General features: G+C 71.5%; 18 protein-coding genes. 9 read left to right on the forward strand and 9 right to left on the reverse strand.

From position 1 onward, the window contains the following. Positions 1 to 31 precede the first annotated feature (31 nt). The 4 genes from DP107_RS07005 to DP107_RS19910 form a co-directional block, all read right to left on the reverse strand. The gene (locus DP107_RS07005) at positions 32 to 331 is read right to left on the reverse strand and encodes a hypothetical protein (RefSeq protein WP_202877362.1); all 300 of its coding nucleotides are present in this window, start codon (positions 329 to 331) and stop codon (positions 32 to 34) included. Continuing rightward, entirely contained in the window at positions 328 to 600 is a 273-nt protein-coding gene (locus DP107_RS07010; RefSeq protein ID WP_144261438.1) for a winged helix-turn-helix domain-containing protein, read from the reverse strand. The genes DP107_RS07005 and DP107_RS07010 overlap by 4 nt, the downstream gene beginning before the upstream one ends. 87 nt (positions 601 to 687) lie before the next feature. Beyond that, the gene (locus DP107_RS07015) at positions 688 to 1,482 is read right to left on the reverse strand and encodes a class I SAM-dependent methyltransferase (protein WP_144261439.1); all 795 of its coding nucleotides are present in this window, start codon (positions 1,480 to 1,482) and stop codon (positions 688 to 690) included. A gap of 106 nt (positions 1,483 to 1,588) precedes the next feature. Continuing rightward, on the reverse strand, positions 1,589 to 1,741 hold the full coding sequence (locus tag DP107_RS19910; protein ID WP_185977211.1) for a hypothetical protein: 153 nt from the start codon (positions 1,739 to 1,741) through the stop codon (positions 1,589 to 1,591). A gap of 519 nt (positions 1,742 to 2,260) precedes the next feature. Between DP107_RS19910 and DP107_RS07020 the strand changes: the two genes are divergently transcribed. Then, positions 2,261 to 4,420, forward strand: coding sequence for a hypothetical protein (locus tag DP107_RS07020; RefSeq protein WP_144261440.1), 2,160 nt, complete (start codon positions 2,261 to 2,263; stop codon positions 4,418 to 4,420). On the opposite strand, the gene DP107_RS19915 is transcribed toward DP107_RS07020, so the two are convergent. After that, a complete protein-coding gene (locus tag DP107_RS19915) occupies positions 4,421 to 4,564 on the reverse strand; it encodes a DUF7503 family protein (RefSeq protein WP_238330806.1) in 144 nt (47 codons plus the stop codon). A 198-nt stretch (positions 4,565 to 4,762) separates the two neighbouring features. On the opposite strand from DP107_RS19915, the gene DP107_RS07025 reads away from it, so the two are divergent. The 5 genes from DP107_RS07025 (at position 4,763) to DP107_RS07045 (ending at position 8,967) form a co-directional block, all read left to right on the forward strand. After that, positions 4,763 to 5,521 carry a nucleotide-binding protein gene (locus DP107_RS07025; RefSeq protein ID WP_144261441.1) on the forward strand — a complete coding sequence of 253 codons (759 nt, stop codon included), beginning with the start codon at positions 4,763 to 4,765 and terminating at the stop codon, positions 5,519 to 5,521. Then, positions 5,518 to 6,081 carry a hypothetical protein gene (locus tag DP107_RS07030; RefSeq protein WP_144261442.1) on the forward strand — a complete coding sequence of 188 codons (564 nt, stop codon included), beginning with the start codon at positions 5,518 to 5,520 and terminating at the stop codon, positions 6,079 to 6,081. Before DP107_RS07025 ends, DP107_RS07030 begins: the two co-directional genes overlap by 4 nt. Before the next feature lie 117 nt (positions 6,082 to 6,198). Continuing rightward, a complete protein-coding gene (locus DP107_RS07035) occupies positions 6,199 to 7,032 on the forward strand; it encodes a deoxyribonuclease IV (protein WP_144261443.1) in 834 nt (277 codons plus the stop codon). 97 nt (positions 7,033 to 7,129) lie between these two features. After that, a complete protein-coding gene (locus DP107_RS07040; protein ID WP_144261444.1) occupies positions 7,130 to 7,906 on the forward strand; it encodes a coenzyme F420-0:L-glutamate ligase in 777 nt (258 codons plus the stop codon). A 71-nt stretch (positions 7,907 to 7,977) separates the two neighbouring features. After that, complete coding sequence (locus tag DP107_RS07045) at positions 7,978 to 8,967, forward strand: 5,10-methylenetetrahydromethanopterin reductase (RefSeq protein ID WP_144261445.1); 990 nt, start codon at positions 7,978 to 7,980, stop codon at positions 8,965 to 8,967. Between the two features lie 40 nt (positions 8,968 to 9,007). Here DP107_RS07045 and DP107_RS07050 read toward each other — a convergent pair whose 3' ends face one another. Further along, the gene (locus DP107_RS07050) at positions 9,008 to 9,226 is read right to left on the reverse strand and encodes a hypothetical protein (protein WP_144261446.1); all 219 of its coding nucleotides are present in this window, start codon (positions 9,224 to 9,226) and stop codon (positions 9,008 to 9,010) included. 89 nt (positions 9,227 to 9,315) lie between these two features. Here DP107_RS07050 and DP107_RS07055 point away from each other — a divergent pair, with 89 nt between their 5' ends. Next, positions 9,316 to 9,651: a DUF7573 domain-containing protein gene (locus tag DP107_RS07055; RefSeq protein ID WP_144261447.1), complete on the forward strand. Its 336-nt coding sequence runs from the start codon at positions 9,316 to 9,318 to the stop codon at positions 9,649 to 9,651. A 10-nt stretch (positions 9,652 to 9,661) separates the two neighbouring features. On the opposite strand, the gene DP107_RS07060 is transcribed toward DP107_RS07055, so the two are convergent. Together DP107_RS07060 and DP107_RS07065 are read right to left on the reverse strand one after the other, a co-directional pair. Then, positions 9,662 to 9,916, reverse strand: a complete 255-nt coding sequence (locus tag DP107_RS07060) for a hypothetical protein (RefSeq protein WP_144261448.1) — start codon at positions 9,914 to 9,916, stop codon at positions 9,662 to 9,664. A gap of 107 nt (positions 9,917 to 10,023) precedes the next feature. Further along, positions 10,024 to 10,176 (reverse strand): restriction endonuclease, encoded by a 153-nt coding sequence (locus DP107_RS07065; protein WP_185977212.1) that lies wholly within the window; start codon positions 10,174 to 10,176, stop codon positions 10,024 to 10,026. Positions 10,177 to 10,389: 213 nt separating this feature from the next. On the opposite strand from DP107_RS07065, the gene DP107_RS07070 reads away from it, so the two are divergent. Further along, a complete protein-coding gene (locus tag DP107_RS07070; protein ID WP_144261449.1) occupies positions 10,390 to 10,677 on the forward strand; it encodes a DUF433 domain-containing protein in 288 nt (95 codons plus the stop codon). Next, entirely contained in the window at positions 10,678 to 10,995 is a 318-nt protein-coding gene (locus DP107_RS07075) for a DUF5615 family PIN-like protein (RefSeq protein ID WP_144261450.1), read from the forward strand. Between the two features lie 29 nt (positions 10,996 to 11,024). Here the strand turns inward: DP107_RS07075 and DP107_RS21385 are convergent. Then, on the reverse strand, positions 11,025 to 11,164 hold a 140-nt coding region (locus DP107_RS21385; protein WP_144261615.1), incomplete at its 5' end, for a restriction endonuclease.

Consider the following 11,164-nt stretch of genomic DNA (forward strand, 5'->3'; position numbering starts at 1 on the left):
CGTCCCCGAGTTCGCTCGGTCTCCCCGGTTGTCACTGCATCGTGACGTAGCTCAGGAACGCGAGCGCGAGGAGCTGCAGCCCCCGCATGGCGAGGACGGCCGTCTCGGCGGGGGGCGACATCGCGAACAGGGCGTTCATCGAGAAGAAGACGTAGACGGCGACGGCGTTCTCGACGAGCAGGACGGCGGCGAACGCGACCAGCCCGAACGTCATCGACGTGCGGAAGGCGCGGTAGTTGCGGAGCCAGACGGTCAGCAGGCCGGCGAGCGCGAGCCCGTTCAGTACGGAGAGGGCGGTCGCCAGGACGACGGTGTTGTTCATGCCGGTCATAGGTGCTGGGTGATCTCCTCGAAGGTCTCGCGGTTGCGCTCGAAGCGGTCGGTGAGGAAGTAGAGCGTGCCGTAGTCGCCGCCGCCGGACTCGATGACGTCGTGGTCGGCGAGCTTGTCCAGGTGGTGTCGGGCCGTGTTGTAGTCGACGTCGAGTTCGTCGGCGAGCTGGTTGGCGTTCCGCGGGCGCTCGTCGAGGAGTCGGATGATGCGGGCACGGTTCGCTCCGCCACGCGTCCCGGCGATCAGATACCAGAGCGCCTTCTCCATCGAGGGTCTCGTGGGACCGTCTCCCGCGGGTGGTTAGGGGTTTCCGGTCCCGTCCGTGGTCACTGCGGGAGCGTCCGGCCGCTGCGGTCAGCCACGGTCGGTGTCGGCCCCGCCGACGACGACGTGGAAGGGGACGGTCTCACGGCGCTTGTACGTGCCCGCCCGGACCTGCCGGAGCACGTCCCGCCCCATCGCGCGCCAGGACTCCCGGAGGGCGTCGAGCTCCTCCTCGCTGCCGCTCATGGTGTCGCGGCGCTCGCGGAGGTCGGCGCCACTGGCCTTCCGGGTCGCCGCCTCGACCTCCCTCGCGGCGTACGGCGGCGCGACGACGCGCTCGTGGTCGTACCGGCGGACACTGATATCAGTCAGGCCGGCGGCGGCGAACGCCTCGCGGGCGCCGGCGCCCAGCGCCACGTCCGTCGCGGCGCCGTCGAGGTAGCGCTGTCGAGCCCGCCGGGCGAGCGCGGCCTCGGCGTCGACGGTGGAGTCGACCGTGACGGCGGCGTTGTCGGGTTCGATGACGGCCACGCGCTCGCGGGCGACGCGGGCGAACTCCGCGACGACGGCGTCGGGGTCCGGGAGGTTCACCAGCAGCGCCTGGCAGACGACCACGTCGACGGCGTCGTCGGGGAGGGGGAGCGCCCGGGCGTCGCCCCGAAGGACGGGCCCGGCGACGTGGGCCAGCAGCCCGGGGTCGCGGTCCAGTCCGACCACTCGCCCGGCACACTCCTCGCGGAGGACGGCGGTCAGCTCGCCGGTCCCGCAGCCGACGTCGAGGACGCTGCCGGCCTCGGACAGCCGCAGGTCGGCGAGGGCGTCGCGCGAGTCGGCCCACATCCCGCGGCGTGTCTCCCGGAGGTAGTCGGCGCCGAACCGTCGCATCACGTCCCGCGAGGGTGTGGGCGGATAAAAGCGACCCGGGGTCGACGCGACGGTCGCGCCGCTCCGGGGTGTAGTCGGTCGGAGAACTCGGCGGTGAACGGGCCGTTCAGTTGAGCTTCGGGACGAGGGGAGCGCCGGCCTCCTCGTCACGGGTGAGTACACGACCGCCGTCCTGGGCGAGCGTGGGCGTCTCCTCGCTGGACTGTCGCGGCATCTCCGGAACCATCGGTTCGATCTCGTGGGTGTGGCGGTCCGTCATGGTCGGTATGTGGACAGGGGCGCTGTCCTCAGTCCATCATGCTCGTCGGTACTGTATAAACCTTCATGTTCTTTCCTGTCAGTCCCGGCAATCCTTGCACCAACCGTGCCGGTCGCCGGCAACGGAACCCGATATTCGTCGGGCTCGACGGGTCGATGCCGGGGAGATATTCGACGAACTGTCACCGCGTTCCGCTGATATAGACGAACGTCCGATACTGTGGGCCGTGGGAGTCCGACCGACCATGCGCCCGGGCGCGACTGGACGGGCGTCTGTCGGGCGGCCGTCCCGGACCCGACTCCCCGTGCGTACAGGTGGACGAACGTTTTTACCCGGCTCGGGCGAACGGTGCCAGTAGATGTGGTTGGACGTGCAGGGCGAGCCGCGGGGTCGCCCGTCGGCCCGGCGACCGTGCGTGTCCGTCGCCGGCCCGAGCCACGGCCGGTGGATACCGTCGGCCCTGCTGCTGACGCGTTCGGGGACACGGGGTGATGGCCCCGGGACCGGGGCGGGCGGCGGATGACGCCCGACGACGGCGCCGGGGTCTCGTTCGTCGCGACCGAGGGCCCGCCGGGACTGCGGGTCCTCGACCCCGTCGACAACCATCAGTACCGGCTCGACACGTCCGACCCGGTCACGCCGACGGCCGCCGCGGCCGACCGGTTCCCCTACCCGGTCGACGCCGCGGCGGCCGTCGAGACGGGAGCCATCACCCTCTCCTCGCAGGTGCCCGTCTACGCCCGCGACGAGCGGGGGTCGCTGGCGGCGAGCGTGGAGCATCTCGAATCGGCGACGCTCGACCACGGGCAGTACACGCTGGAACTGCTGTCGACGGTGAAATGCTACCTCCTTGTCGAGTCGGCCGTGGACATCGAGGCCGACCTCACCGAGACCCGCATCGAGTTCGCGGGCCGCCCGACGGTCGTCGTGGGGGCGCGCTCCCGGCGCACCCGGCCGGCGACGACGGTGACGACGACGACGGACCCGGCGGACCTGCTGGCGACGGTCTCGACGTTCGGCGCGGCGCTGGGCACGACCCGGCCCGAACGGTCCTACCCGAGCCTCCGGGGCCACCCGCCCGCGGTCGAACTCGGCGACGAACTCGACACCAGCGGGCTCACCCCGCCGGCGACTGACCTCCGGCTCGAACTGCCGGAGACGACGGCTGCCGCCCTCGCCGGGGCGCCGCTGGCGTACTACCTCGGGGCGCCCGTCCGCCCCGCGGCGGAGCCCCGACTGGTCACCGACGGGACCGCCCACTCGCTGGCCGGCGACGGGGGGTTCGAGCGGGCCGTCGAACGGACGCTACGGACGGTGTTCTTCATGGACTGTCTCGTCCGCTACGACGGCGCGTACGGGTCCGGCCGCCGGCTCGCTGAGCGCGAACGGCTCGCCGACCGCCTGGACGTCGACCTCCCGGCGCTGTACGACGCCACCCACCCCGAGCGCGTCCGGCGCTACCTGACGGTTCCCTACGGGACGATCGAGCCCCACCTCCCACAGTGGAAAGTCGCGGCGACCGCCCGGCCGACCGCCGCGTCGGTCAGGATGCTCCCCTTCCTGGTCGACGACCTCGCCATCGTCCGGACGAGGCGGGCGACGCGCGAGCCCCCCTCGTCGACCGACGCCGGGTCGGCACAGGCCGACGCGGTCGACTCCTTCCTCTCCGACGAGTCGGTGCCGGACGGGGGGACCCGGCGCGGCGACACGCCCCCTCAGGGCCCGTCCCCCGATGCGCTGCCGGCCCGTGGCGGGGCCGACGTGCCCGACGCCTCCGAGTTCGTCACCCCGGGGCCGGCCGACGCGCTGGAGCGGGTCTGGGTCGGCGACGGAGTGCCGTTCCGGGCCAGCAAGGCCCTCCTGACGGCATACCACAACCGGCTCGGTCGCGACCCCGGCGACGGGGAGATCGACATCACGGTCGTCTGCAACGAGGCCGCCATGGACGAGGAGACGGACGTCGAGACCGTCTACCGCCAGCGCGACCGGCTCCCGTTCGACGTCAGCCTCCACCACGACCGCTCGACCGACGAACTGGCCGCCCTGCTCGCCGCCGACCACGACTACTTCCACTACATCGGCCACGCCGAACCGGATGGACTGGTCTGCGAGGACGGGAAGTTGGACTGCGGGTCGCTGGCGACGACCGGGGTCGAGACCTTCTTCCTCAACGCCTGCCGCTCGTACGAGCAGGCCCGGGCGCTCGTCGAGGGGGGTGCCGTGGCCGGCGTCGGCAGCCACGGCACGGTGACGAACGCCGGCGCCGTCGACCTCGGCCGGACGATGGCCCGGCTACTGGAGCACGGTTTCCCGTTCCGGTCGGCGCTCGACCTCGCCCGGGACCACCATCCCGTCGGCCAGCGCTACGTCGTGGTCGGTGACGGGAGCATGTCGGTGATGCAGGCCAACACGGGGACGGCGCTGCTGTGCGAACTCGAACGGCTCGGCGAGAACCGCTTCGAACTGACGCTCAACGGCTTTCCCACTCCGACCCACGGCCTCGGGACGGAGTTCATGCCGTTCCTCGACCGTGTCGAGAACACCTACTCCCTCTCCTCCGGCATGATCGGCAGTTACGAGCTTTCACGCGAGGAACTCTCCAGGTTCTTCAGCTACGGAGTGCCACCGATCAGCTTCGAGGGGGATCTCCGCTGGACCGACGATCCGGATTTCGTCTGATCAGGGTCCCGCGCCGGAGGCGCCGTTCGCGGCCACGCTCCCTGCCTGCGTCAGCAGCAGCAGGACGGTGAACAGCACGCCGGACATCCGCGGGTGTTCCTTGAGGTACGCTGCAGCCGATCGCTTCGCGTTTTCTGAATCCATCACACACTAATATCATTGCATGTTATATTGAAATTATATAAAAGGATTTGATATCGCACGCGTGAAATAAAGGCTTGCATTACCCTGTGGGCCCCCGGCTCTTAAGCATTGTCACGTGAACACGTCACGCGGAGCGTTCGCGCGGCCTGGCGGTCGCGCTCCCAAATTTTATCAGTGGGAACCCTGCAAACGAGCGTAATGGTCGAGGCGGTCGCCGTCGCGAGTGGCAAGGGCGGCACGGGCAAGACGACGACGCTCGCGCTGGGGATGGCGCTGGCCGAGGAGCACGACGTGACGGTCGTCGACGCGGACACCGGGATGGCGAACCTGCTGTTCCACGCCGGGCTCGGTGACGCCGACACGACGCTGCACGACGTGTTGCTGGGGGAGGCGCCCGTCGCCGCCGCGACGTACGACCGGTTCGGGATGCGGGTGGTCCCGTGTGGTACCTCGCTGGCGGCCTTCGAGGCGGCCGACCCCGAGCGGCTGCGCGAGGCCGTCGCCACGCTCGCCCGCGGGACGGACGTGCTCCTGCTGGACTCCCCGGCGACGCTCGGCTCGAAGAGCGCGGTGCTCCCGGTCGTCCTGGCCGACCGAACCGTCGTGGTCCTCGAACCCACCATCCCCGCGCTGTCGGACGGCCTGAAGGTCGGCGAGTACGCGGCCGCCTACGGGACCGACGTGGCGGGCGTGCTGTTCAACAAGGTGCGCGGCGACGCTGACGCCGTCGTCGAGAAGACGGGCCGCTACTTCGACGGCCCGACCCTCGGGCAGGTGCCGGCCTCGGAGCCCGCCCGCGAGGCGCGCCGTGCCGGCGAACCGCTGCTCGCACACGCGCCCGATTCGTCCGCCGCCCGGGCGTTCCGGTCGGCGGCCGGACGGCTCGACCCGAAGCCGGGGGCGGCCGCCCGCGTCGCCGACCGGTTCCGCAGCGCCGTCATCCCGGACCCGCCATGAGCGACCCGCCCGGCGACGGCCCCCGCCTCCCGCGCGGGGAACTGCTCCGGTCACGCGTCGTTCCCGACCCCGGCGACCTGCTGGAGGACGCGCTGGACCGCCGCCTGACCGGCTACGCGACGGTCGTCCCCGGCGACGCGCTCCTGCTCGACGTTCGGGGTCGTGGCCTGCTCACCTTCGCGGACGGCGTGCCCGTCGTCGCCTATCACGAGCGCACCGGCCGCGGCGGCGAGTCCGCGCTGGCGGACCTCGTCCGGGCGCCGTGGCGCGTCGAACTGCTCGCCTGCGGGGCGTCGGGCCTGGCCGAGGCTCACGACGTCGCCGCGTGGCGGGTGCCGCCGGGCGTGCCCGCAGAGCGGCTCGCCGGCGTCCCCGAGCTGGCCGAACGGACCCGCCGGCTGGCGCCCGACTGCCGGACCGACCCGGACGCGGGTGACCTCGGCGCCGTCGAGGCGTTCCTGGACGACACCGAGCGCATCGAGCGGGTCAAGACCGAGGCCCGGGCGGAGGCCGAGCGGCGGGCCGAGGAGTGGGGGTTCAGCGACCAGGTCACGGAGTGACAGGGCGGTCGCTCGCCGCCGTGGGTCACCATCGTGGCCCCGGCACCCGGCGTCGGTCGCGCCCGCCGGCCGCCCCCGACCGGAAGACACTACGGCTCCGCACTCGCACCATCAGCCATGCTCAGGGTCGGCGCACACACCTCCATCGCGGGTGGCGTCCAGAACGCGGTCGACGAACAGCTGGAGTACGAGGGCAACTGCGGGCAGATCTTCAGCCACTCCCCACAGGTCTGGGCCGACCCGTCCATCGACGACGGCGACGCGGCCGCGTTCCGCGAGCGCGCGGCCGACCACGACGTCGGGCCGTGGGTCATCCACTCCTCCTACCTCGTCAACCTCTGCACGCCGAAGGACGACCTCCACGAGAAGTCCGTCGCGTCGATGCAGACCGAACTCGAGGTCGCCGACCGCCTCGGCATCGACTACGTCAACGTCCACCTCGGGGCCCACACCGGCGCCGGCGTGGCGGGCGGCCTCGCGAACGCGGTCGCGTCGCTGGACGAACTGGCGGTCCCCGACGAGGTGACGATACTGGTCGAGTCCGACGCGGGCTCGGGTACCAAGCTCGGCGACGAGTTCGAGCATCTCGCGCACGTCTGCGACGAGTCCCGCCACGACCTGGCGGTCTGTCTCGACACGGCCCACGCCTTCGCCGCGGGCTACGACCTCTCGACCCCCGAGGGCGTGGACGAGACGCTCGCCGAGTTCGACGCCACCGTCGGGCTGGATCGGCTCGCCTGCGTCCACCTCAACGATTCGAAACACGCCCGTGGCACCAACAAGGACGAGCACGCCCACATCGGCGAGGGGGAGATCGGCGAGACGGGGATGCGGGCGTTCGTCACCCACGACGCGATCGCGGACGTACCGCTCGTGCTGGAGACGCCCACCGAGGACGGCCGGAGCTTCGCCTGGGACATCGAGCGCGTCCGGGAGCTGGCCGGCGCGTAGCCGGGGTGGGTGGTGTCGAGCCGGGTCCAGCCACCCCACGGGTGACCGACTGGCCGCTATCGACGCCCCTTATATGCGTCCGTCCCCGACCCGTGGTATGGAGGTGTTCGCGGTCGAGGGACTGCCGGAGGTCCGCGAGGGCGACGACCTCGCCCGGCTCGTCGCCGAGCAGGTCGACCTCCGCCCGGACGACGTGGTCTGTGTCGCCAGCACGGTCGTCTCCAAGGCCGAGGGCCGGACCGCGTCGTTCGACGACTTCCCGGCGGGCGAGCGCGCCCGCCGCATCGCCGACCGCCTCGGCGCCATCCAGGGCGAGGAGAAGGACCCCCGCTTCGCGCAGGCGGTGCTGGCCGAGAGCGAGGCACTGCTGCTGGAGGCGCCGTTCATCCTCGCAGTGACCCGGTTCGGCCACATCACGGTGAACGCGGGTATCGACCGCTCGAACGTCCCGGACGCGGACCTCCTGCTGCTGCCGGAGGCCCCGAGCGCGAGCGCGGCCGCCCTGTGCGAGTCGCTGCCGGCCGACCGCGTCGTCGTCACGGACACGTCGGGGCGGCCGTTCCGCTACGGGCAACGCGGGGTCGCCGTCGGCTGGGCCGGGCTCCCCGCCTCGCGGGACTGGCGCGGCGAGCACGACCGCGACGGCCGGGAGCTGGAGGCAACGGTCCAGTCCGTCGTCGACGAACTCGCCGCGGCCGCCAACCTCGTCACCGGCGAGGGCGCGGGCGGGACGCCGGTCGCCGTCGTCCGCGACTTCGAGTTCGGCGACCACGCCGGCTCGGAGAACCTGTTCCGGAGCGCCGACGACGACGTCGTCAGGCAGGCGCTCCGCGAGTGGACCTTCGGCGGCGATAGCCACGAGACGGACGCCTGAGTCACGGAACCACCCGATCTCACAGCGAACATCGGAGATAGCGTAACGAAACCACGGATTACAACGAAACCATGCTCGGAATCGAACTCACGCCGGAACACCCTGTCGGCCGTATCGCCGACCTCGGCGTCCACGCGGCGGACGCCGGGTTCGACACCGCCTTCGTCTCCTCGCACTTCTTCAACCGCGACCCGTTCGTCGCGTGCGACCGCCTGGCCCGCGCCACCGACCTCCGGGTCGGCCCGGGCGTCATCAACCCGTACGAGACCCACCCGGTGACGCTCGCGAGCCGTGTCGCCAGCCTGGACGAGGCCAGCGACGGCCGCGCCGTCTACGGTATCGGCCCGGGGGACCCCTCCGCACTCGAGTCGCTCGGCCTCGCCGACGAGCGGGGCTTGCGCTCCGTGCTGGAGGCGTTCTCGGTCGCCCGTGACCTCTGGGCCGGCGGGACGGTCGACCACGACGGCACCTTCGAGGCCAGCGGTGCCGAGCTGAAGTTCGAACCACCGCAGGGTGCGGACATCCCGGTCTACGTCGGCGGCGAGGGGCCCAACATGTGTCGGATGGCCGGCAAGCACGCCACCGGGCTGCTGTTCAACGGCTCCCATCCGGACGACCTCGCGTGGGCGCGCGACCGCATCGACGAGGGCGCCGCCGACCGTCCGGACGACCGCGACGCCCCCGACCTCGCGGCGTACGCCAGCGTCTCGGTCGCCGCCGATGCCGACGCCGCCAGGGAGCTCGCCCGCCAGCCCGTCGCCTTCATCGCCGCCGGTGCCGCGCCGCCCGTGCTCGACCGGCACGGGCTGGACGCCGACCGCGCCGCGGCCATCGGCGACGACCTCTCCGCGGGCGACTTCACCGCCGCCTTCGACCGCGTCACGCCCGCCATGGTGGACGCCTTCTGTATGGCCGGCACGCCCGAGACCGTCGCCGAGCGGATGGCCGCGGTGCTCGACCACGCCGACTCGCTGGTGGTCGGCTCGCCGCTGGGCCCGGACCTCGACACCGCCATCGAGCTGGCCGGCCGGGCGGCTCAGGAGGCGGGCATCGAGGCGTGAGACGGCGGCGCGGCAACGAACCGGTGTGACCGACCCGCGGTCAGTTCTCCTCGTTCGGCCCCGACGCCGACCCGCGCCGCGGGACGAGCGCCGCGACCTGTTCGACGGCGGCGCCCAGCGAGAGGTAGCCGAGCACCGCCGAGGCTCCCCCGACGAACGCCGCGCCGAACAGGACGAGCACGAGCGTGACGGGGTCGCTCAGGACGTTCGTCACGACGAGGTCGAGCGCCTCCGCGGGCGAGATACCGGACTCTACCATGCCGGAACGTTCGCCGCTCGCGTCTTCAGTCTGTCCGTTGCCGGCGCTCGCACCGCCAGGGCTAACTCGCCGGCGCCCCGCGGACAGGTATGACCCGTGACGCCTCGCTCGACGAGTTCCTCGGAGGCGGGGACGCGGCCGAGGAGGACACGGAGCCGGACGCAGACGCGACGGAGAGTCCGGGCGACGCCGACGAGTCCCCCACGGACGTACCCGACGGGTCGGCCGAACCGGCAGATGACGAGGACACCACGGCGTCCGAGGACCCGGGGTGGCCGTCGCCCGATGCCGATGCGGTCACGCCCGCGCGGTCGACCTACGCATGGTCGCCGGCGGGTGCCGACTGTGCCGCGTGCGGCGCGACCGTCGAACGGCGCTGGCGGGACGAGGCGGGGCTGGTCTGCTCGGACTGCAAGGGCTGGTGAGGCCCCGGACTCAGGACCCCCCCTGTAGCGCCTCCAGCTCGTCCTCCAGCTCCTGCACCCGCTCCTCGACGGTCCGGAGCTCGCGCTCCATCGTCTCGATGCGCTGCTCCCGCAGCTCCAGCTCCTCGTCGCGCTCCTGGAGCCTCTCGAACAGTTCCCCGTGGGCCTCCCGCACCGTCGACTCCAGCTGCATCACCCGGCGCTCGAACTCCCGGGCGATCTCCTCCGGTTCGGCGTCGTCGGTGTCGCCTCTCCCACCCGTCATACCGGGACGTCGTCTCCCGCGGATAAAATCGTGTCGCGCGGTGTCGAGTCCAGCCGGAGAACGGGCCGTGCTCTTCCGCGGCGCCCCCGTCGGCTGGCGCGATGCAGTCAGTCCCCGACGGCCGGTTTGACGATGGCGATCTCCTCGTCGGTCAGGTCATACAGGTCGTAGACGATCTCGTCGATCAACTCATCGGTGCGTTCGATCTGCTCGTCCAGTTCCGCGGCGCGCTCAACCTGTTCGCGGAGGCCATCGCGCACGTCCGCGAGTGCGGGCAGGGTGAGCGTCCCGCCGGTCCAGCGAGGGGATGGTGCTCGTCGCGTTGTCGTTCATCACGCTCCAGCCGTCTTCCCCCGCGTGGAGGCGCTCGCCGCATGAACTGCGTTCCTCCCGGTCGCCACGATTCGTCCTCGGCGCCGGATACGGCCTCACGCACCCTCGAACTTATCAGTTGAGGCGCTCCAGCTGTAGGTATGAAACCGGTCGTCTCCGAGGGCGACGTACTGGATGGTGACCCGCGACTGGAGGGGACTCGCATCGGCGTCGTTCACATCTACCGACGGTACGAGGACGGTGAGACGCCGGAGGAGGTCGCCGCCAGCTACGACGGGGTGACGGTCGCGGACGTCCACGCGGCGCTCGCCTACGCGTTCGAGAACGCCGACGAGATCCGGGCTATCGAGGCCAGCGCACGCGAAGCGGTCGATCGGATCCGTGAGAACCGCCCTGTCGACCCGGAGGAGTTCAAAGAACGGGCGTAGATGCGACTGCTCGCCGACGAGAACGTGATACCGGCTCACGTCTCGGCGCTTTCCGCCGCCGGCCACGACGTGAAACGCGTCCGCGACCTGCTCGACACGGGGGCCAGCGACACGGCCGTCCTCGACGCGGCGCACGAATCGGATCGTGTCGTCCTCACCTACGACCGGACGGACTTCGCCGACGTGACCGACCACGCCGGCGTCTGCATCGCCGAGGAGACCATGTCACCGCGGGCGGTCCGCCGGAGCATCGAGCGGGTGGAACGCGCGTATCCGGCGCTCGACGATGTCGTCGAGTTCCTCTCCGACTGGGCCTGAAACCGCCCGTCGCGCTCGGGCGGATGCAGTCAGTCCCCGACGGTCGCCTCGACGATGGCGATCTCCTCGTCGGTCAGGTCATACAGGTCGTAGACGATCTCGTCGATCAACTCATCGGTGCGTTCGATCTGCTCGTCCAGTTCCGCGGCGCGCTCAACCTGTTCGCGGT

It is taken from the genome of Haloglomus irregulare (assembly GCF_007421925.1).
Lineage (GTDB): Archaea > Halobacteriota > Halobacteria > Halobacteriales > Haloarculaceae > Haloglomus > Haloglomus irregulare.